The sequence below is a fragment of the Bremerella alba genome (assembly GCF_013618625.1).
In the GTDB taxonomy this organism is placed as follows: Bacteria; Planctomycetota; Planctomycetia; order Pirellulales; family Pirellulaceae; genus Bremerella; species Bremerella alba.
In genome coordinates this window covers 41,209-62,057 of record NZ_JABRWO010000011.1, presented here as the reverse complement: position 1 = coordinate 62,057, position 20,849 = coordinate 41,209, and the positions used below count along the sequence as shown (strand labels likewise).

21 protein-coding genes are annotated in these 20,849 nt (G+C 51.8%); 7 read left to right on the top strand and 14 right to left on the bottom strand.

Annotation, left to right across the window (positions count from 1 at the left end; all coding sequences use genetic code 11):
- Positions 1–5 precede the first annotated feature (5 nt).
- From drmD to HOV93_RS18825, 3 genes are all read right to left on the bottom strand, one after another.
- Positions 6–3,269, bottom strand: coding sequence for a DISARM system SNF2-like helicase DrmD (gene drmD / locus HOV93_RS18835; RefSeq protein WP_207398084.1), 3,264 nt, complete (start codon positions 3,267–3,269; stop codon positions 6–8).
- Positions 3,270–3,976: 707 nt separating this feature from the next.
- Entirely contained in the window at positions 3,977–4,180 is a 204-nt protein-coding gene (locus HOV93_RS18830; RefSeq protein ID WP_207398083.1) for a hypothetical protein, read from the bottom strand.
- A 117-nt stretch (positions 4,181–4,297) separates the two neighbouring features.
- The gene (locus HOV93_RS18825) at positions 4,298–4,459 is read right to left on the bottom strand and encodes a hypothetical protein (protein ID WP_207398082.1); all 162 of its coding nucleotides are present in this window, start codon (positions 4,457–4,459) and stop codon (positions 4,298–4,300) included.
- Positions 4,460–4,711: 252 nt separating this feature from the next.
- Between HOV93_RS18825 and HOV93_RS18820 the strand changes: the two genes are divergently transcribed.
- From HOV93_RS18820 to HOV93_RS18810, 3 genes are all read left to right on the top strand, one after another.
- Entirely contained in the window at positions 4,712–5,683 is a 972-nt protein-coding gene (locus tag HOV93_RS18820) for a DUF932 domain-containing protein (protein ID WP_207398081.1), read from the top strand.
- A 945-nt stretch (positions 5,684–6,628) separates the two neighbouring features.
- Positions 6,629–6,838, top strand: a complete 210-nt coding sequence (locus HOV93_RS18815) for a hypothetical protein (RefSeq protein WP_207398080.1) — start codon at positions 6,629–6,631, stop codon at positions 6,836–6,838.
- 72 nt (positions 6,839–6,910) lie between these two features.
- A complete protein-coding gene (locus HOV93_RS18810; RefSeq protein WP_207398079.1) occupies positions 6,911–7,204 on the top strand; it encodes a hypothetical protein in 294 nt (97 codons plus the stop codon).
- Between the two features lie 299 nt (positions 7,205–7,503).
- Here the strand turns inward: HOV93_RS18810 and HOV93_RS18805 are convergent, their stop codons facing one another.
- The 6 genes from HOV93_RS18805 to HOV93_RS18780 all read right to left on the bottom strand — a co-directional run bounded on the left by HOV93_RS18805 (position 7,504) and on the right by HOV93_RS18780 (position 12,899).
- Entirely contained in the window at positions 7,504–7,866 is a 363-nt protein-coding gene (locus HOV93_RS18805; protein WP_207398078.1) for a helix-turn-helix transcriptional regulator, read from the bottom strand.
- Between the two features lie 266 nt (positions 7,867–8,132).
- Positions 8,133–8,891 (bottom strand): hypothetical protein, encoded by a 759-nt coding sequence (locus tag HOV93_RS18800; protein WP_207398077.1) that lies wholly within the window; start codon positions 8,889–8,891, stop codon positions 8,133–8,135.
- Between the two features lie 817 nt (positions 8,892–9,708).
- Positions 9,709–10,410: a DUF4339 domain-containing protein gene (locus tag HOV93_RS18795; protein ID WP_207398076.1), complete on the bottom strand. Its 702-nt coding sequence runs from the start codon at positions 10,408–10,410 to the stop codon at positions 9,709–9,711.
- A complete protein-coding gene (locus HOV93_RS26220) occupies positions 10,403–11,350 on the bottom strand; it encodes an ArdC-like ssDNA-binding domain-containing protein (protein WP_207398075.1) in 948 nt (315 codons plus the stop codon). The genes HOV93_RS18795 and HOV93_RS26220 overlap by 8 nt, the downstream gene beginning before the upstream one ends.
- A 20-nt stretch (positions 11,351–11,370) precedes the next feature.
- Positions 11,371–11,940, bottom strand: a complete 570-nt coding sequence (locus HOV93_RS18785; RefSeq protein WP_207398074.1) for a tetratricopeptide repeat protein — start codon at positions 11,938–11,940, stop codon at positions 11,371–11,373.
- Positions 11,937–12,899, bottom strand: a complete 963-nt coding sequence (locus HOV93_RS18780; protein WP_207398073.1) for a hypothetical protein — start codon at positions 12,897–12,899, stop codon at positions 11,937–11,939. Before HOV93_RS18780 ends, HOV93_RS18785 begins: the two co-directional genes overlap by 4 nt.
- 262 nt (positions 12,900–13,161) lie before the next feature.
- Between HOV93_RS18780 and HOV93_RS26645 the strand changes: the two genes are divergently transcribed.
- Complete coding sequence (locus HOV93_RS26645) at positions 13,162–13,554, top strand: helix-turn-helix domain-containing protein (protein ID WP_390814348.1); 393 nt, start codon at positions 13,162–13,164, stop codon at positions 13,552–13,554.
- Positions 13,555–13,601: 47 nt separating this feature from the next.
- Here the strand turns inward: HOV93_RS26645 and HOV93_RS18770 are convergent, their stop codons facing one another.
- Positions 13,602–14,003 (bottom strand): DUF6508 domain-containing protein, encoded by a 402-nt coding sequence (locus HOV93_RS18770; protein WP_207398071.1) that lies wholly within the window; start codon positions 14,001–14,003, stop codon positions 13,602–13,604.
- Between the two features lie 602 nt (positions 14,004–14,605).
- Complete coding sequence (locus tag HOV93_RS18765; protein WP_207398070.1) at positions 14,606–15,295, bottom strand: DUF4145 domain-containing protein; 690 nt, start codon at positions 15,293–15,295, stop codon at positions 14,606–14,608.
- A 271-nt stretch (positions 15,296–15,566) separates the two neighbouring features.
- On the opposite strand from HOV93_RS18765, the gene HOV93_RS18760 reads away from it, so the two are divergent.
- Entirely contained in the window at positions 15,567–16,430 is an 864-nt protein-coding gene (locus HOV93_RS18760; RefSeq protein WP_235990656.1) for a deoxyribonuclease IV, read from the top strand.
- Between the two features lie 298 nt (positions 16,431–16,728).
- Here HOV93_RS18760 and HOV93_RS18755 read toward each other — a convergent pair whose 3' ends face one another.
- The gene (locus tag HOV93_RS18755) at positions 16,729–17,337 is read right to left on the bottom strand and encodes a PH domain-containing protein (RefSeq protein ID WP_207398069.1); all 609 of its coding nucleotides are present in this window, start codon (positions 17,335–17,337) and stop codon (positions 16,729–16,731) included.
- A 344-nt stretch (positions 17,338–17,681) separates the two neighbouring features.
- On the opposite strand from HOV93_RS18755, the gene nrdR reads away from it, so the two are divergent.
- Positions 17,682–18,164 carry a transcriptional regulator NrdR gene (gene nrdR, locus HOV93_RS18750; RefSeq protein ID WP_207398068.1) on the top strand — a complete coding sequence of 161 codons (483 nt, stop codon included), beginning with the start codon at positions 17,682–17,684 and terminating at the stop codon, positions 18,162–18,164.
- A gap of 157 nt (positions 18,165–18,321) precedes the next feature.
- Positions 18,322–18,498 (top strand): addiction module protein, encoded by a 177-nt coding sequence (locus HOV93_RS26640; RefSeq protein ID WP_390814347.1) that lies wholly within the window; start codon positions 18,322–18,324, stop codon positions 18,496–18,498.
- A 202-nt stretch (positions 18,499–18,700) separates the two neighbouring features.
- On the opposite strand, the gene HOV93_RS18740 is transcribed toward HOV93_RS26640, so the two are convergent.
- Together HOV93_RS18740 and HOV93_RS18735 are read right to left on the bottom strand one after the other, a co-directional pair.
- Positions 18,701–19,723 carry an alpha/beta hydrolase gene (locus tag HOV93_RS18740; protein ID WP_207398067.1) on the bottom strand — a complete coding sequence of 341 codons (1,023 nt, stop codon included), beginning with the start codon at positions 19,721–19,723 and terminating at the stop codon, positions 18,701–18,703.
- Positions 19,724–19,832: 109 nt separating this feature from the next.
- On the bottom strand, positions 19,833–20,837 hold the full coding sequence (locus HOV93_RS18735) for a polyprenyl synthetase family protein (protein ID WP_315853437.1): 1,005 nt from the start codon (positions 20,835–20,837) through the stop codon (positions 19,833–19,835).
- Positions 20,838–20,849: the final 12 nt, after the last annotated feature.

Sequence of the window (20,849 nt, the reverse complement as noted above, 5' to 3'; positions counted from 1 at the left end):
GCTGCTTACCCCGTCACCGGCCAGAGATACACGAGTCCAACCGGTTCCACACGCGTCGCTTTGACCGTGTACAGATCTTCGATGCGGGCAGGTTCCGTTTTCAATTCTTCTCGTAGTTCCTCAAGACGCTTGGTCCAGTACCGCTTGTTGGCATTAAGTTGCTCCAGTTCGTTCTGCTCATCCCCAAAGTCGATGAGCAACTGAGCAGGACTGAACTTTGAAATACTCTTGATCGTTTCTGAAATGTGCTTGCGCTGGGTTTCCAGGATCTCTTTCATGGCCTTGGCTTCGGCGGCACCCCGGGCAGCGAGCTTCTTGATGGCATCTGCCGCATATTCTTCACCGCGCGTGGTGAGCTGAGGGAGGAGTTCATGGATGTCATTTGGAGCGGCGGCTTGCAGTTGGCTGACGACTTCCGGCGTGAGCTTGATACCACCAGCGGTGAGCAGCGAGTCTTCCAGCAAGGCAAGCGTCTTCGCCTCGGTGTCTTTCGCATAGGGAGCGAGAGGGCCTTTGCGAATCTCCGGATCGGTCCAGCGTGCCGTCACGGGAATCAGCTCCTCGTGAAGTCGGGCAGCGCCTTCGCCGTAAAGTGCCAGGCGGCCCAGCAGGATGACACGAGGGATGGAATCGGAGGCCTGGGCGAAGCAGGCACGTGAGAGGTCGTGATGGACGAACCCTTGGGCAGTGAACCTTCCCAACAGCCGCTGAACGGCCCGCTGTTCGAGATGGAGGTGGACGACGTCGTCGCCAACGACACCTGGGTCTTCAAATACGACTGGGCGAATCGGTGATGATCTGCGCCACTCCCAAAGCTTCTGGTCTCGTTTACGAGGGGCACGGAGGGTATCCATTGTTTCCGCCCACGTGGGGTCGGCACCGGATCTTTCGTCGAGGGCAGGGAACTCGAAGCAGTCGATGCCATTTTCGTCTTTGGCCGGCGATAGCTGTTTTGCACCCATGATTTGCAATGAACAGGAAATGGCCGACCGAAAATGGGTGTCGTCCAGTCCGATGCTTTTGCGAGAGTTTTCCAGCAGCGACCGCAGGCGGTCGATCTGTTGGCGGAGATCGTGCTGGCGTTCTCGTGCCGCTTCCAGTTCGTCCTCAATCGCGGCGCGCCGATAATCGTCCAGGTCAGCCGTTTCCAATTCGCTTTCAAGCGTATCGATGGAGCGGTGACGAATGCCTTGGCTCATGGACTTCGCTAGACGAGCATCAATGACCTGCGAAAGACTGCCGAGTTCGTCTTTGATGGTCTTGGTTTTGCGAACGAGGACCTGAAGAATTCGGTCTTCAGGGCGTTGGGTGTAAACAAAGTAGTGACAAAACACCTCGTCCTTGGGTTGGAGCTTCCGGTCAATTCGGCCGTTTCGCTGCTCCATACGGCTGGGGTTCCACGGCACATCGAAGTGAAACAGATTGTGGCAATGGGCTTGAAGGTTTAAACCTTCTCGGGCGGCATCGGTGGCAATCAGAATGCGGACAGGATGTCGGCGGGGGTCGGTGTTGAACGCCTGTTTGATTTCTTCGCGTTTGGGGGGCGGCGTCGGACCATGGAAAATTTGAATCCGCTGTTCAGCCCGATCGCTACCTTGGATCGCCGCTTCCAGACGTCCGACGAGATACCGTTTGGTGTCGTCGTACTCAGTGAAAATCAGGACTCGAGTGTCGTTCCACTGGGCACCTCGCTTCCCGAGGTTTGGGCACATTTTTTCGCGAATCCACTCAATGAGCTTTTCGGTCCGGGCATCGGAATGGCCGCGAGCCTGCTCGGCGACGTCAGTCATGTCATCGAGCAGTTTCTGTTCGTGTGCGAACAGCTGCTGGGCGTTCAGATCTTCGAGTGAACCGAGAGATGCCGCCGATGCGGCTTCAAACTGAGCGTCTTCTTCGGCACGCAGTTGATCTTCTTCGAGTGTGGCTCGGTCATCGTCGTAGTCGACGCTGCCGGTAAGCAGGTCCTGAGCTGACGACGATTCTTCCTCTTGGAGGGTTTCAGCCTGCATCTTCTCCCATTGCCGCTTGACTGTGTTGCGATGGACCTTCAGCGTACGGGCGAAGGCCTCAATCGACGATAAGAGTCGTTGCTGAAGACCCACGATCAGCAAGCTTGAAGCGGCCTGTTTGCGCTTGGTTTCGTTCTTAAGGCGTTCTTCCCGGGTTTGGCGGTACTCGTCCAGTAGTCGCGAAAGCTTTAGCTCGGGAGCGTCCTCAGGAAGGCCGTCGATTGTTACCTGGACGACTTCCCGCTTAGGGAAACCGCCTTGGATTTCTCGGATGTCTTCTTTGATTCGGCGGACAATCACCTCATCGCGATGCTTTGCGGTCACGGAAACCCCGCGACAAAATCGCTGGGGATCGAGAATCTCTAGCAGAGCTGAGAAACTGTTGGAGTGACCGTTGTGGGGTGTCGCTGACAGAAATAGACGGTGCTCGAACCGGGGAGCCAAGTCTCGGACGGCCCGGGTGATCTGCGAGTCGATCGCGTACTTCTGCCCGCTTGCGGGTGCAGCATGGTGGGCTTCATCGAGGATAAAGAGTGAACCACTGCTGAAGGTGCCCAGGTGATCGCGTAAGGGGCCGGCGTAGGCTTCGTCGATCAAAAGCCGATGCGAAATCAGGAACCGAGTGTGGGTACTCCAAGGATTGACGCTGAAACCACGCTCGCGTCGTACTCGCTTCATGTATTCCTTGTCGAGGATCTCAAACGTCAGGCCGAAACGAGCCTCCAACTCTTCCTTCCATTGCAAAAGCATCGAAGGCGGGCAAGAGACAATGATCTCCCGTACCTTTTTCCGGAGCAGGAGTTCACGAGCGATCAGGCCTGCCTCGATCGTTTTCCCTAAACCGACGTCGTCGGCAATAAAAAGGTTGACTCGGGGAAGACGCAAAGCTTTGCGAAGCGGCTCCAGCTGATAGGCATCGAGCCGAATGCCGGCGCGGAATGGTGACTGAAAGAGCTTTGGATCGGTCGAGGTGACGCAGTTCCACTTGAGCGTGTTGAGGTAGGCAGCAAAGAGTCGCGAGTCGTCGAAGCCCTTGGAGGCAATCGATTTCCACGCCTCTTCGGTGAGGACTTGAGGGTCGAGCTCTTTTTCCCAAAGAACTTCCAGAGGCTGACCTTGATTGTCGTCATCAACACACGACAGCTTCACGAGCGTACTGTCAGACTTCCGCTGCGGCTTGATGATTTGTTCGATCAGATAAGTGCGTTGCCGGATACGAGCGATCTGGCCCGGCTTCAATTCTTCAATAGCCTGATTCATTGGCCTGCGACTTTCATTTCTTTCAAGGGCTGAGAGGCTATTACGGAGTTTCTGACATCACTTACTACAACAGGACCGACCGTGCGGCATATCAGAGTTTATCAGAGCCAAATGGACTTCGGAACAAATCGGGGGGCGTGATCCCCCTGCATTTCCAGGTTCGAGGGCATGATTGAACGGTAGCGATCCGGATAACCGATAGATTCCACGCGAATCGCCAGTTGTTCCATCTTCATCGAAGCGCGGAGATAAGGCATTCTAAGGAGAAGATGTCAACCAATCTCGCCTCAGAGTCTACGATGGATAGTTGTCAAGGCGCGAATGGCAGTATCATGCGATAAGAAGTACAGGAGCAAAAACTTCTGCTGTTTGGATATGATCTAGTCCAAGGTCGAAACGCGGCAAAGCTTAGCTTTACGACGCGGCCAAGGGTATTGCAATAGAGTGACTCAACCAATCTATTTCGACTTTGGCGAACTTTGCGTAGTAGGGCACAGCCCTCCTGATCGTAACGTACATCCTTCGTTTCATGCTATCAAAGGTGACGATGCTATAGGGGCGAGGTAAGTAGAGCTACGCCCCCGGGGTTAGGTTCTTCCGGGGTCACGAATGAGTTGACCCCAACGGGAACAGTCGAAAAAGGGCACTTAGTTTCTTTCCGTGTCCGTCCGTTTTAACGCGATGATCTGACGACGATGATCGCCGTATTATCCAGCGTTTCTTCGGTTTTGAGTCGATGATCGCTTGGTGGCTTCGCCGTTGGAATTTCGGACACCGCGGTCGAACAAGTCCAGAATTACGTTCGCCCAGGCGGCCGCCACATCTTGCGGAAAATCGGAAACATCTGTTTCGTTGTTGCCATCATCGGAAGAAATGGCGCTCGACGGACGTATTCCTGAATTGTGGGTCATTGCACGATCTCCTTTTCATGCCTCACTTTGAATTGATTCGTTCGTCGCACCTAAGTAGGTGACCATCCTGTCTCGGCGGAATTGCGTTGTTCCACAAAAAATGCCTCTTGATCGCCATTATTGAAAGAAAGGCAGCAGTGGAGCATCCCAAAACAACTTCTCGCACAGACTGTCTGCGAGGAGGTCTTCAAGCTGCTTCTCCAGTTGAGAGGAGGCCCCAAAATCCTCAAATCCGACCGGCTCCAGTTTGGTAAAATTCTCGTCAAGGGTGAACAGCATCGGAGGTCTCTTTCGGTAATAACGTTGTTGGGAACTACGGCGATATTGTACTTGGTTTAGTACACAGTTGCTTTAAGTCACTGCTCAATCCTGCCATAAGCTGATCTAACTTGAACTCCTGAACGTACAGAGCAACTGTTTACATCAAAATGCGTCCGGTAAACTCGATATCCTTTTCAGTCACACCGTACCTTCCAGTTGCGAGGTCGCTCAACTCAGCGACAGACTGAACTCGCATCAGGGAGATACACGATGCCCGCAGAAATTTCTTTTATCAATGGTAAAGCGGAAGCCGCTTTCGCCCTCAAACCCGCATGGTGGGATGTCGGAGGTGAATATGTTCTCGATCACGTTCCCGACAGTGAGGCGATGATCGAAGCGGCGCACCTCGACTGGGAAGTCGAAACGCAGCCGATCTATGACAATGACGGCCGACACATCCCCGGCCACTCGACGACGGTTCGTGCCGACACGGGGCTCCACCTGGGCGTCATGAGCGATAGTTATCGTGTCGTTCAGAATCGGGATGCCTTCCAGTTTCTGGATAGCCTCTTGAAAGACGGCGTCATGAAGTACGAATCAGCCGGAGCCCTGCGGGGTGGTCGTACCGTGTGGGCATTGGCTCGAATGCCAAGCGTTGACGTTATCGCCGATGGCGATGAAGTAAATCGTTATATCCTTTGGCTGAATAGTCACGATGGAAAAGGGGCTTTGTATGCGATCCCAACGTCGGTGAGAGTTGTCTGTGCAAATACGGCCGCTCTGGCGATCCGTGGCCAGCAGGGTATTAAGCATATCGGCGACATGTCCGCCAAGCTTGATCAGGCTCATAAACTGCTCTCACAAGCTGATCGGCAGTTCAGCGATTACAGCGAAAAGGCGAAATTGCTTGCCAAGACCCGATTCGATCGAGAGCAGGCAAATCAGTATGTCGAAATTCTGGTTCCTAGGCCGGAACAAGAGGGACGATCGTCAACGATTCACGATCGCAAAGTTGAATCAATCCGGGAAGCGTTTCGCAGTGAGCGGAATCAACTTCCAGCCATTCGTGGTACTTACTGGAGTCTTTACAACTCGGTAACCGAGGCAATCGATCACGGACGATTCTTTACCTACAAAGGCAATCGTGCTGAAAGCCGGATGTCTTCCGTATTGATGGGGCCGGGAGCCAATCTCAAGCAGAAGGCGTTCGACTTGGCCGTTGAGATGGCAGTGGCCAACTAGTCTCCCTGGCTCGCCCCTCCGGCCCGCTTCGGCGGCGGGAGGGGCCTTCTTAAACCAAGTCAGTGGAATTGTACCTTCCTCAAAATGGATGGGGCGTACTTACTACCGCCGAGGAAACCTCGACTTTGAATTGCTTCCAGGGTGAACAAGTTTCCGGGCACCGTACTTGCTAACGCTGATGCAATTCAATTCGAGAAACAAATCCGTTTGTTCATATTCACTGCGTTGAATGGCTTGCGATAGGTCAATGTATGGGCCATAGCCATCTCGGCATTCATTCGGGAAACCTAGGCTTCTTAAATATCGAATGGCTTCTTCTCGTAGGAGGCAACCGGTATCAGCACAACAACCTACGTAGAACTTGTAGTATTGTTTCGTGACCTTGAGCGGCTCATTACCTCGAAAGCACTGAGGACATTGGTCGTTGAATGCACTCGACCAATTGCCACAATTGTCGCATCGGTATCGAAACGAGAGATTGGGATACAGGCTGCTAATCGCAATGTCGGGATTTTCCGCTGTGATGATGAATCCGTTTTGCTTTAGTTGGGCTGTTGTCATTGTTTTCAAATAGCTCATTTGTACACTCGTAGGCTTTGAGTTATGGAAAACGGTCTCACTAGGTAGTTCGCATCCCTTCGACAGTAATTAAAGACAATTGTCAGGGTGTGGTCTAGATTCGCTTCGACGATACCGTCAATCTGTTGACTTTTGTGTTGCGATCTTCTTTGCTTGTCAGCTTCCTGTGCAATAGGAATGTCGAGTGAATTCGCTACTCTGCTCTATTTGATTTCTTTCAGGCGACAACATCACCAATCGCTTAAAGTGTCTTGATCTTTGACAACACTTAGCAAGCCCTCCCCGCAAGGCGGGGAGGGCACGTCTAACCGATCAGTGACTTTGTACCTTCATCGGCGAACATCAATTTTCCAATTGGATTGTCCTATGAACGACAACTTGGCCAGAGCCCAAATGTTCGAGCTACTCGAACGATACACCGCAGGAAGCATTCTCCATCTCCTGTCTGAGATTTATGAGCAGGCAGCCAAGGAGGCGGAATCGGCTGGCGATGTCGCTGCTTACGAACGTTACAAGATGTTGGGACATGCTCTGTTCGTCGTGGGTCAGGGCATTGACTCGACTAACCCCTCGTAGTTGCTCGCCATCAATCAGTGGCACTGTACCTTGCTTTGTAGACTCGCAATTTCCGTCGAAGGGAGAAACAAATTGAGATCTGCAAAGTTTAGTCTTGGGCAGACTGTGGCCACCCCTGGGGCTTTGAAAGCATTGGAGAACGCTGGGCAAGAACCCGCCTACTTCCTCGCTCGCCACGCAGCATGCGACTGGGGTGAAGTCCCTGATGAAGACAAGCAGTCGAATGGCGAAGCACTGGCCATTGGAGCCAGACTGTTATCGGCTTACACATTGGCAAGCGGTATTCGGATCTGGGTCATCACCGAAGCTGCCGACGATGACGGTCAGCGTGAGGCAACGACGATCCTGCTTCCCGATGAGTATTGAATGGGTTCAGCAGGCCCACTCTCGCCGCAGGCGGGAGTGGGCGGGGTAGGGCGGTGGAAGTGTACCTTGGAGTGGACGGTCTAATCCAAATGGCAAAAACGCAAAGCTTGTTACAGAATTGATTATTCAGAAATTGCGTTCAAAAAAGTGAGAGTGCCGAGAATCCAATGACCCGTCTGGAGTGATATAGGTGAATTTACTCTTGGGACTCCAGAACCTATCGTTTTCGATTTGTGGCGTCTTCAAAAGCTTCGATCGGCTTGTCTGATACCATGAGGACTATAAACCCTGCCGAGAACTCATTGCGGGGGACAGCCTGCTAAAATCCATTCGATTAATGCTTGCCTACTCCAGCGAACGACTCTTCCAATCTTCGTTGGCTTAGGCATTAAACCACTATTCCACATCTGCCAAAGCTTTCGCTCGGAAATCTTGAGCAGCTTACACGCCTGCTTGCTGTCAACTAATAGCGATTCGTCTTCTGGAGGTGTCCCGCCGTAGTTAGCATGTCGAGAAGCCTCCTTCGAAGGCGTTCTTTCCGACGTCCCTATGCCGATTGTTGCCAGTTTCCTATGTAAAGATTTGACAATTTGTTCGGCAATTGCATCAATCGAGTCCTCCTCAATCGTGACTAAAAGCTTGACCTCGATTTTCGACATCATTGATTCCTACGGTCCATCGTTTTCAAAATAGGTGTAAATTGTGGCTACTTTTCCATGCCCATTATTTCTGGGGCCAAGAGGATAGGAGCGAATCACGCTAAAGGAAATAGGAGTCAACGAGTTAACTCGCCATCTATGCATTTGCCGGACGGAGTCGAAGATGCTCAGAAACTATGCCAGAAGGATATTTGAAAAGGCCAATTCAGTTATCTTGAGGTCGCCTCTACCTTGGAGTCGGTTGAAGACATGGCGTTTTTCGATTTCGGTTAATTCAAGAATGGGCTTCTCATTTCTGCGACAATGGTCAAGTTGCCAGATTGCTGATCCTGAAGGAAGTGTTCTACCTTGTTCCTAATATCGGAAACGTGTGCTGCTTCGTAGTCAATATTCAACACAAGAAAAATTACGAGTAGTTCTAATTCTCCCTGAACCGCAGCAAGCTGAGACTTAGCTTTTCGAACATGATCCGAAATCTTATTGTAGAAACCGTGTGATAGGATCGGCATTAGTCTTCTTACATTCGGCAGTTCCCCGGCCTCGATTTTCTTGGTGTTCGAATCGACAAATTCGTCTTCGTAATCCGAATTGAAAACCGTTTTGACTTCCATCGCAGCCACCACATTTCCGCCTCGAATTGCAAACCATTCAGGTTCTTTTTCTGTGCGGCGTTTCGTTGGGGGCTGTGGAGGTGGAACAATCTGGTCAAATCCGATGTGCTTTTCATCGAGAATCTCCAGAAATCGTTTGTATCCAGCAGCTTCATTTAGCAAGCTTAGTAGCTCTCGACGACTGCTGTTAGATTGCTTCCCTAGCTTAGATTTGAGAGAAAGCCATGCCACGTCTGAAAGTGAGCCAAGAGTATGTTCTAATTGTTCGAAGTAGCTCAAGCTAAGTTTTGTTGCAAAAATCTTGTGCGGCAAGATATTAAACCAGCCGTCAAATGCATCATTTCCCAAATCCTGATACAACTCACAAAGATGAGGGAAATTAAGCTCAAAGCTAGACTTCTTTTCATTGCTTGACATCGGGTAGCTCACTTTACGTCAAAAACGAGGGAAAATGGACTTGTGCCTTGGTGAGCGTGGTCTATTCCAACTCGAAAAGTCACTGACTCTGTTGCAAAATTATTAATCGAGATATTGCCGTTAAAAAAAGCCTGAGAACCGGGACTCCGGTACCCCATTTAGAGCGATATAGGCGATTACATTCTTGGGACTCCGGTCTACCTATCCATTCATCTGCTGCCATGCTAGTCTTTCGTCTCCACGGCAGGCTATTTCTTCGAGCAGTCCATCGATCTTACAAAAAGCTTCCCATTCTTCTAGATTAGTCTTCTTAGCGATCTTATGGATCACCTTCTTCTCAAGCGGTTCAAGTCTCTGCCCTTTCCAAATGGCATCAGCCAGTGCGACCAGGAGGTCTTCCTATGGCAGTTCTTCCCGATTCCACGATCCATGGGTCCGTGCGAACCTAGCAAGCTGTGGTTGAACTCCGATGCCTTCAAGGATCGTCGGCCCGTCGATCTCGTGTTGACGGCCTGGACCAGTTAGCTCATTGGTGTGCCTCGCTTTTCCTAAATCGTGGGTAGCCGCCCCAAAAGTGATTTCTTCAGATGAGAACTCTCGACCTGGAAATAGGTCGTGAAGCCCGTCCGTTAGGTCAATTGCCGCAGCGTGAACTACTCTCAAACGAGAGATCAATCGAGGCGGAGCTTCTAAACGGACACAAAGACGGAGTATGTCAGGAGGAAGCTGTCGGGGCGTATTTTGCATTTTTGATTTGTCTGGTAGTGGATTAGGCAGATCGTAAGATTCTGTTCATCCTCTAGCGCTGACTGCTTCATCAATCCTTAATCTCATCATACGCTTCCCACATCCTTTTGACGTTTTCGCCCGCATGCGAGTTGTAGTTACCGCTATCTTTCATCCTTTGGATATTTTCTTGAACCCCTGACCCATTGTTTTTGCTCGGAGGAGCAAAGAAGCCATCACCGGAGTTGGCGTGCTCAAAGCCCGAGGTAGGAATTCCTCGTGAATCTGCGTTACTCCTCGTTTGGTTTGTGGGATCGGTGTCCGGCAGCATCGCACCTAGAACCATCAATCCTAAGAGACCCCCAGTCCAAATTAGCTTTTGATTTCGAGACCATTCTGGGTGTCGCCAAACCAAAACAAGCCCGACTGGAAAACAGAACAGAAGGGAAAGTCCAACAACGACAGGATTGGTGATCAACTGGGAAATCCCCTCATCGCCTTGAGGGGACTTAATTGCTTTCGATCTCTTCGAAGTATGTGCCCCAGAACTCTTCTTCGATACTTCAAGGTTTGAAGGCGTAATCACTTCTGGATCAGGAAACACTTCCTCGGCAACCGGTACTGCGAAAGTGAGCCCTTTGAGACGAGAGGCCGGCTGCCATTGCTCCATGCCTTCCTTCCACACTTGGTCGATTGGCGACAATTGTCCAGAATTGGCAAGTTCTTTTAACTCGCCGCTAGAAACGGGGCCATGTTGTTCACCATTTCTGTGATAAAACCATGCATCAGGCATCAGTGTCTCCAATTCCAAGTGGGGCGAGTAAGAAGTCACAGGCACGATCGACCTGAGCCATCATCGAGAAGAAAAACTTTTCGTCTTCGTGACAAAGGATGGTCCAGTAGGGAAGCCATTTACGATGGTTGAATTCGCAAAAGGTGTGAGGAACGCCAAGTTCAAGTCCCAGAATGCACATACCAGCTTCCGCCACGAATTCCCTAGCAGGCATGCGGTCGATCCATCCCGTCCGAACTTCGGCCCAATGCATAATTTCATGAAGCAAGATTGAGTAATGATCGGCCCTGCTGTGAAAATACTGCTCGGACTGCATTAGGATGTAGTCACCTGACGTATGGTTCGGATGATCGAGCCAGGGATCTGGTGGAACATAGCCATTAAAATCGGGAGATTGATTTTCGTCCCCGACATCAAAGCGAATGTCAGGTGCATGGTATTCCAGAAGTCTTCCAATCGAACCAAAGTCGGCTTCGTCATTGACGACGAGAGCGTCTAGTTTGTCCAAGGACGCTCGGAAATATTCTGCTCCTTCAACTTGAGCAGCGTTGTAAACCAAAGCAGGGGCAAATTGGGAACCGACATCGTCATGACACATGGCAATAACAATTGGTTCCTGATCGTCGTTCACACAGCATCCAACCGAATGCCAGTCATCTTTAGTCCCCCACCATTTACTTCGAAAATTCTTTGTTCGAAACGTATCGCAAAGGAGAAGCGTGTTCACGCCACGGTATCGTGACTTAGTCCGCAAGTTGCAAGGCAATCCACAATTCGGATCGTAAGAAACTGGGATCTTCCAGGGGATTCGGGCCGATTGAAGTGCGATCTTAATTCGTTGATGAGCGAATCGAATGATGCAGGGAGGTTCCTCTCGCTCCCACGTTTCATCATAGAATTCCTCAGGAAATATCAGGCGAGGAGGTTTTCGGGGGTACATGCTCGACCTTGCTCCTCGTCCTAAGAATCGGCAAATTGGCGAAGCAGCATCTGGGCGTTTTCATTTCCGAGCGATGCCGCCTCGGTTAGCAACTGCCTTGCCTTTTCGGTATCTTCGGGGCTAGGTTTTTCACCTTGGGCGAGAACCGTCATTAGAAGTAAGGCAGCCTGAACCATTGCGACATCGTGACCATCTTCTGCTGCGATCAGACTTCGTTCGTAAATATCTCGGTAGAATGCATCGATTCGGTCTCGGCATATTCCTCTCGCCCAGACCTTTCTCAGGAGTTCTTCCGCTGGGTACATACCTTGGCCGTTCAAGTGTTGCTGTGCCAAGTGAATTAGCATTTCGACTGCGAGTTCATTGTTTTGCTCGACGCCATCGCCGTTGAGATGCATCTGTGCCAGATAATAAATTGCATCGGGATGCTCGAAGTTCGCTGCCGCTTGCAAATAGCATGCAGCCTGATCAAATTCCTGCTCGTTTAGGTAGTGCAGGCCAAGGTTGACCATTGCCGTGACACCTTCTGCTACCTTCTGGCGTAGCTCAGGAAGGTTGAGTTGTTCTTCTTCATTACTGCCAAAGCTCATAACTTTCCTCGCATGTCTTCTTCAGAAGCTGGAAATGGTTTTTCACGCTCGAAGATCACACTCGACCAAAGCACATGACCGGGATGGCCAGGAGGAGCATCACCACGATGCTCCTCAATTCGATAGTGGTAGAGGTCGTCTGCCTCATCGGCCAAGCTCAGAGGCATGCCAACATTGATCCGCCTGTCGAGAATTCTTTCCCAACGTTCTCGGAATTCATACACCGGTCCAAAAGAGTACCACTTCCAATCGGCAGCATAGAACAACGGCATTCTCGGTCGCCGATCAGGCCACCATTTCAGACGACACACTGGTTTGTCTGTGATCGGAGTTAGGCCAAGTATGTAGATCATAATGGCCATTTGTAATGCTCCCGCCTCACGTCCCTCTTGAGTTGGTCGATGTTTTAGGAGGTTATGCCAAACACTTTGAAAGAATTGATCGCCAAACCATTCTTGCAATTCTGGCGATGCAACACGCCGACCAAGGAGTCGATCGAAAAGTGCTTTTGGGGATTCGTTGGCCGACTCAATTCGGCCATTACGCCAATAGCCTTTCGCCTTCAAAGAATTCAGCAAGGACATCAGCGTCTCGAAGGCATCTGAGATCGTGTAGCCCTCGCTTGCCATTCGCCGAAAACAATAAACAGCATTTTGGCCGAAGTTCTGAGCCAGCCGGGATTCCATCTCTCGGATAGCTGCGTAGATCTCTGGCGTCCAGGTTGGATAAGAGAGAGGTTCTGGAGGTCTGTTTCCGTCCCCAGTGAATTGCATGTGAGGGTCGTTATGATTGGGTCCGCAATTATTAGCAATCGCTCCAGCGCCAAAGAGCCCTAAAGCGAGAGCAGCAGGACCAGCGGCGACCCCTCCCGCCAACCATGCAAGGCCAGTTCCAATGCTTGCCAAAGCATAAGCGTCGTTCGCTTGTCCCTGACTCATGAATGGTGGCCGAATCGCCATGTATCCCCTTCGAATTAGTAGAAAATGAACTGCTACTCAGCCAATTGGACAGATTTGCCCAAGACCTTGAGGGGATCATGCGACTTCGAACGACATCCGTCATAGAGATCGAAGAAAGGCATTTTTCCCCCGAAAGAATGCCAAGTGATACGAAGACAGTGCTCACGTCGTGATAAACACAAAAAGCATGATACGCATAATAGTGGTGTCCGACAACTATTATTAGACGTGCTTAGGGCATCTTCCGTTCGCCGATCGAACAATGGAGGTGCGCATGTCAAAGAAGAAGTCTCAGATCCAACACGATGCAATTGTCGGGCGTTTTGCCGCTCGTCTACGTGAATTGCGCCACACGAGAGGTCTGACTCAATCGCAATTGGGACAGCGTGCCAAGATCACGGCGAGTTATGTTGGACGACTTGAATCTGGAGGAGCCGCACCTGGAATCGACTTGGTTCGAAGGCTTGCGGAAGCTCTCGGGACGTCAGTTCATGACTTGCTTCCAGTCGATTCGGCTCCCGATACTGAGGCAGTTCTTCGAGATCGAGCCAAGAGACTCTTCGATGATCTTGTTAGTAGAGCCGATCGAGAAACGCTGTTGATGCTCGTGCCGCTTTTGGCACGACTGGGCGAATCGCCGACTAGACGGCGGTGAGGCAGGGCACTTTAGGGGAATTCGCAACAAGAATTGTGCTCTCACCTTCATTCATCCATCTCCTCACGAATTACACGAAGCCGGCGCAAGATCGCTAGGATGTGACCGCTCTCGAACATTGCGGCGAGGTGTCCGTCGCAGAAACGGTCTCCTCGGACGTGTGTTGTGAACAGCTTTAAGATTGTGATTGTATCGGCAGTTTGGATACTCTCCGGGTTGCTAATGTACATCTCGGATTCTCTCCAACCCGGCCAATCGAATTCTGGAGTCACCCACTCATTGTCATAGAGAGCTTGGACGAACTCTGCTACAGATTCGCTCTTCCTGAAATATGGATAGCCTGACCCAGCATCCGTTTCATGGGTTCCAGCTACAAAGTCGGGGTGCTCGAACAATTTCAGGAACGGCAAGATTGCGTCGATTTGCTCTAAAGTTGGTTCATCCAACATGGAACTCGAACCCCGAAGGCGAAGCACTCTATTGAGTGTGGCGGAAATGGTCTTCCAATATACATGGTAGATGAATCGACCAGCTACTCTTCGCACCAATCCAAACTGCTCCCCCACTGACTCTCAGGAATGTGCTGCTTGCAAGGAATCCTGTCCTTTCGCTTTGTGACCTCTGGGTGAATTGAAAATCTTTTTGACAAAGGGATAGTACCCATCGCTATGTAGTCGTTGAGCCACTCTTGAAGAAAGAGGTAGTCGCCAGCACGTCCACGTCCTCGTGTGCCTTCTCGGCGATGTTTGATCATGCGTTGGCTACAGCGATGCCTGAGTTGTCTCTCGGAAATTCCGAGATATGAAGCGGCCTCTTTCAGTGTGTACCATTTCATGGCTCTTCCCATTTTGGCGTTGATGGACTCCCAACTCGATCCAAGTTTGATCTTCTCATTTTTTCAGACCGACCGAGAGAGTTGAGGTTACCCTTGTCGGGAAAAGTGAAAGAAAAACCCCCTCGCCGTGAGGCGAGGGGGTTATGTGTGACTCAGGCCAGGGCAAGGCTTTGCGATAAGAGCCACACTATCGACGTCTAGTTTACCTCAGGCGGTCTACTTCATCTGGTCCGCAACGAAATTACGAATCCCCTGGATCATCACCTCGACTTGAGAGTCAGTAAATTCATCTGGCTTGCCGTGAGCAGCATTGTTTCGGATCTTGTACCACGCCTGAACTTGGTCCTTCATGGCGTCGTTGTAGACACCTTCCTTGGCAAGATCTGAGTTCATCTTGTTGACGCTGCCAAGATCCACGCCATGCTGTTGAGCTAATTCCCTGATAGTCGTTTCGAGAACAGTGCCAGCGATGACGGCTGCCGCTGTTGTATGCTTCTTCTTGATTAACTCTTCAGCCTGTTCGAGTTCATCAGAGAATACCTTGGCACTGACTAGGGAGCGGACATCAAAGATGTAGCCGTTTTCATAGTCGTCTTTAGCAGCGAGAAAAACGGGATAACGAACCTCAAAGTCTTGATACTCGTGATTGAGATTTGTCTTGTTGAAGTTAATTACATGTGGGGAGTTTTCACCAAACACCTGATTCAAGAGTAGTTCAACTGAAGCTGACCACTGACGATAACCTTTCCAATCCATGTTGTAGGAGGTACTTGTATAAGTACGAGGCTGCTGTCCCCTAATCCACGATTCACCACCCGTTCGTTGTTCGGTCTTTATTCTTCGAGAACTTTCTATCTGCTTAGCCATAGCGGCCAAGTTGTTGAACCGATTCTGAATCCGTTTCATTGCATGGTCTCTAATCAATAAACACTACGAGACGGATCAGCAAACATCCCTCTGCAACCACCACCAAGCTGAGCGTTCTTCCACGACATGCTCAAAGTCCTCCCTCTCAACTAAAATGCCGCCATCTCTGTCTGGTAGCGAGTGAAGACAGGTTTTGCTAGGCTACCTCGCCAAAGCGACCACGCCTCGCATTCAATCGCAGATTCCATTAAACCATTCTCGAAATCCGTCGCCAACAGATTAAGAAAGCGACAACAACAGGGACTGAACGATGACTCAATTGCCAGTTATTGGTGCCCACATGTCGATAGCAGGGGGCTATTACAAGGCCGTTGAAAGTGCCGCCGATCTTGCAATGTCTTCTGTGCAGCTTTTCTGCAAGAACAACAACCAGTGGCGGGCAAAAGAGATTACGGACAAGGACGTTTCGCTGTTTCAGGAAGCATTGGCGAAGCATAACGTGGGGTCGCCCCTTTGCCATGCTTCGTACTTGATTAACCTGGCGTCGCCTAAGCCAGAACTGTGGGAGAAGTCCGTCGAGGGGCTGAGAATCGAAATGCTGCGGTGCGAGCAACTGGGTATCCCGAACCTGGTGTTTCATCCGGGTGCTCATATGGAAGCGACGTTGGAGGAAGGGATTGCCCGGATCGTGAAGGCGATCGACGAGCTTCACCAGCAGCTGCCCGACTGCCCGGTGACGTTGCTGCTGGAAACGACCGCAGGGCAGGGGAGTTCGATCGGACACAAGTTCGAGCATCTACAGGCGATTCTGGAAGGGGTGCAAGAAGGGGAACGCGTGGCTGTCTGTTTAGATACGTGTCACATCTTCGCCGCCGGCTATCCGATTTCCGACGAGAAGGACTTCAAAGCGACGTTCAAAGACTTTCATAAGCTGATTGGTTTCGACAAACTGCGGGCCATTCACCTGAACGATAGCAAGAAGGATCTGGGTTCGCGGGTAGACCGCCACGATCATATTGGCGAGGGGAAAATCGGCCCCGAGGCCTTCGGGCACATGCTGAACGATCGCCGGTTCAAGAAGATCCCCATGTATTTGGAGACGCCCAAAGGGGAAGAGGATGGCGTGCTGAACGACGCTAAGAACCTGGCGAAGCTGCACTCGCTGATCAAGTAGCCGGTGAGTCGATGCCGTAGGGTGCTGAGCATCGCAGCGAATCGCACCATGAACAACGTTGTCGCGTTGCTATTTGATAGAGGCCGCATTTGGTGCGATACGTTCCGCTTCGCGTCACTCTTCGCACCCTACGAGGTTTCTGGTAGTTGGCGCGATTGCGATTGAACGAGAGGATCACTCCCATCAAGCCGCCGACCGCAATCAATTGGTCAGGCGACTGCCAAATTCCTTCCTTCGCGAGGACGAAGGATAACCGTTGCCAAAACAGGGACTGCTTTCGACGGTTCATCGTAAGAGCTTACACCGATTCGATATAAACGCCGCGACGATCGCGTTGCACCTGACGGGCGTCGTCAATCATCAGGGCAACCTTCTTGACGTCCTTGATGCCAGGAATGCGAAGTTCTGGGTGCGTGCGGTCACTGGAGGTGATCTTGATCGTACCGACATTGAACATCCGATCGAGAATGCCTTGCTCGACGGTGACGTCGTCGATATCAATCACTTCGATTCGGTCGGTCGTACGCTTGATGACGCCGTGCTCGTGCATGAAGCGGCGGGTGGTCAGTTCGTACGAAACACCGATCTTAACCCACCAAACACGAATCAATTGAGCTACCCACAAGACGGGGATGGCAATCAGGATGGGCCAGAAAAAGACCCCACCGACAATCAACCCGATTGTGATCAGGCTGAGAACCATGAAGCTTCCGCTTTGGTCAACGGCCGAGTACCCGCCGCTCCAGATTTGCTCGTCCGGCCCACCGCCAGAGTTGCGTTTGCCTGCGGTGAACTTGTCTTTCGGATCTTGTTCGTTGGCAGCGTCGACGGCGGCATTGTTCGGATTGTCGTGAGGCGGAACGCCGAAATTCGGGTTGCCAGCATCGTTGGGGTTGCTCGCGTCCATCGTTAAGTTCCTTCCAAAAATGGAAAAAGCAGGGGGGCCTGCGTGGTTGTTAAAAAGGGCGGTTCCCTCTGAGCGAATATTTATTCGCAAAAACGAGGCCAATCTTGATCCTTTTCACGGTCATTATAGAGTTTCTGAAGGCTCAAAAAAGCGTCCTTGTCCATGGTTTTTTCAGAACAGGGTCGCATAATTAGTTGGCGGAATTGCGAGTTATCTTGTTTGCTGAAGAAGACTTAGCTTGCTGAATTCGGAAGTTCAGGCCAAACTATGAAGATTGAAGCAGTTTCCCTGGCGGTGACGACGCACATTTTATGTCCGCGTCATCGTGATATCGAGTATGCCCTATGCGATGCCCGTTTTGTCGAGCCGACAACGACCGTGTGATTGACTCGCGCGCAAGTCAGGACAGTTTCTCGATTCGACGCCGACGCGAGTGCCTCGGCTGCAAGCGGCGGTACACCACGTACGAACGCGTGGAAGAACTCGACATCAAGATTGTCAAAAAAGACAACGTCCGCGAACCCTTCCACCCCGAAAAAATCAAACGGGGTTTATCGCTGGCCTGTTGGAAACGCCCCATCAGCGAGGCCCAGATCGAAGCGATTGTGGCAGCCGTCGAAAGCGAGATCTATTCCCAGTACGAAGGGGAAGTCGAAAGCCGCTTGATCGGCGAGATGGTCATGCAGCATCTGCACGCGATCGATCAGGTCGCTTACGTCCGCTTCGCCAGCGTCTACCGCGAGTTCAAAGACGTCCGGGACTTTGTCGACGAACTACAGCCAATGCTCCAGAAATATGCCCCGAGCGTGCCAAAGCCGTCTTCGTAAACGTTTGCTGGTACGGCTGAAGAAGTGAAGAATAGAAATAGGGCCCGCGTGTCGCGGGTCAGATACCGGGTACTAGCTACTTGACCCGCGACACGCGGGCCCTACCCAAGGCTGAACTATCAGGCCGATTCGCCCTGAGTCAATGGAAGGTTGAGCTGTGATTAGCATTTCGCAATTGACCAAAGAAGCATTGTCGCTGCCGCCCGAAGAGCGAGCCCGCCTGGCGCAAACGCTTTTGGAGAGTATTCAAGCCAGTTCTAAACGTCTACTTGGAAGTAATCGTCGACTATTACGAAAGTCAGAAGCCAGGGCTTGGCTCATAGTTTCTCGATGAATTCCAAGCAACACTGCTGAAAATCTGCGAGTCACCAACGCGATTCGAGTTCTTACTGGACCGCGTTCGTCATGTTTCTCTTAAGCGATTTCCCTACTTAGTTCTCTTTCGGGAATCAGGAGATCACGTTCGTATTTTAGTGGTTCGACATCATAGTCGAGATCCGAATTACGGACGGGATCGCACTTAGCGACTAGAAGCATTATTCCCCCTCGTACCCGTCCCACATCCATACCAGCGTGTCGGCCAAGGTCTGCTCGAAGACCTTCTTATCGCAGTGCCGTGTAGCTTTGCTGTAGATGAAGCGATAGTCGTATCCCTTCGCTTTCAGCGCGGCGGCCGTGCGGCGGTTGGCCATCACCCAGTTGTGGTAGGTCTGTTCGGGGTCATTGGCTCGATTGTCGTTCTCGGCGACGTGTGTGAAGATTCGCAGCGGCTTCTTTTCGCTGGTTTCGATCAGCTTCATGCTCGAATGGTATTCCCATGCGCCCAGTGGGTAGTCTTTCTCTTGCGGTGCGTCGTCGTCTTGTTGATCGACAAACGTGCCAGAATACGTGATCAGGCGGCGAAACAGATCGGGGCGAAACCAGCCCATCGTCAGCGCGGCGGCGCCACCAGAGCTGCACCCCATGACCCCTTTGCCCCATGGATCGCTGGTGAACGCGAGGTTGGGATAGGCCGCTTTGATCTGAGCATTACTTAAGACGGCTGGCAGGACTTCGTCGTTGATGAAGCGGGCATGGCGGTCGGACATCGTGTCGTATTCCAAGCCACGCTGGCTGCCTTTGCCGTCGTTGCCTCCGTTTTGCACGGCGATCGTGATGAAGGCCGGTAGCGTGCGTTTTGGATCTTTCGAGATCGTCAGGTTGTCCAGCGCGTTGCGAACCAGGTTCATCCGACTGGGGCCATCGAGCGTGACCAGAACTGGGGCCTTGGTTCCATCTTTATATTTGGCCGGAATATAGACGAGGACCTTCCGCTCGGCACGCACGTCCTTCTTCGGGTTCAGCGTGGTATCTTTGCCGTCGAATATCTTGCTATTGGCCAGCGGCATCGAGAACTCGAAGTACTTCCCCTGGGGATTGCCTTGGTCGGTCAGGTCGGGATCGATTTGGTAATCGGGGCCGATGACGAAATCGCCGCCGCCGGAAATCTCTTCGGCTTGGCCGAAACAGGAAAGGACCGTGATGAGGAAGGTCAGTGCCAAGAAAGGGAGTAATCGCATGATGAGCTATCGCAGGGAAGGGGAAGGGGCGTTCGATTAGATCCCCCTAGCATATTCGACAGAATAACGCCTCGATAGCTTTCCCACGCCCCGCTTTGTACGGTCGCTACTAATAGCAGCGTTTGAGTACGAACTCGGCAAGCTGACGTAGGGCCGTCGTCGCGTCGTTTTCGGGCCACTGAGCAATGCTAGCCAGGGCGGTCTCGACGTGACGAATGGCCGTTTCTCGAGCGTAGGCGGCGCTGTCAAACTCTTCTAACCAGGCGTTTATCTGGGCCGGATCAGGCGACTCGGCCTGCAGTGCGGATAGCATCTGGGCCTTTGTTTCGGGCGGAGCCACTTTCAATGCGTGGATGATCGGCAGCGTTGGTTTTCGTTGTGCCAGGTCGGTGCCCAAGGTCTTACCGGTGCGGTCGGTGTCTCCCTCGATATCGAGAAGATCATCTACAATCTGGAAAGCAACGCCCAAGCATCGTCCGTATTCGGCGGCTTGTTTGCTGGCTTCCGGTGGTGCGTCGGCATAAATCGCGCCCAGTTCACAGGCACACTGGCAAAGAACGGCGGTCTTGGCTTCGATGATCGACAGGTATTCTTCTTCGCTGAGGTCGAACCGCCCCTTTGTGGTGATCTGTCGGAGTTCTCCTTCACACACAACATTGGTTGCCTGACCGATCTTTTGCGCGGCCAAGGTGGTCGGCAGCGTACTGGCCAGATAGAACGCGTGGGTGAAGAGGAAATCGCCCACCAACACGCTCGATTCGGTTCCCCAGCGGTGATGGATCGTTTCGAGATGACGCCGTGTTTCGGCTCCGTCGAGCACATCGTCGTGGATCAACGTCGCCGTGTGAACCATTTCTAGAACGGCTCCCAACTTATGATGGGCAGGCGTAATGCCACTAAAGGCCTGGCCGCAAAGCAGAACCAACGCAGGCCGCAGCCGCTTTCCCCCTAGCAGATAGCCATACGAGACAATGTCGCTAACTTTGGGAAACTTCGACGACATTTCCCGCTTTAAGACCGCCTCGACTTCCGCCAGGTCATCACCGATTCCACCGTAACAACGCATCAATGCTTCGGCACTGGGAGCGGCAGGAGTCTGATTCGCAGGATTCACGATGGTCTCGAT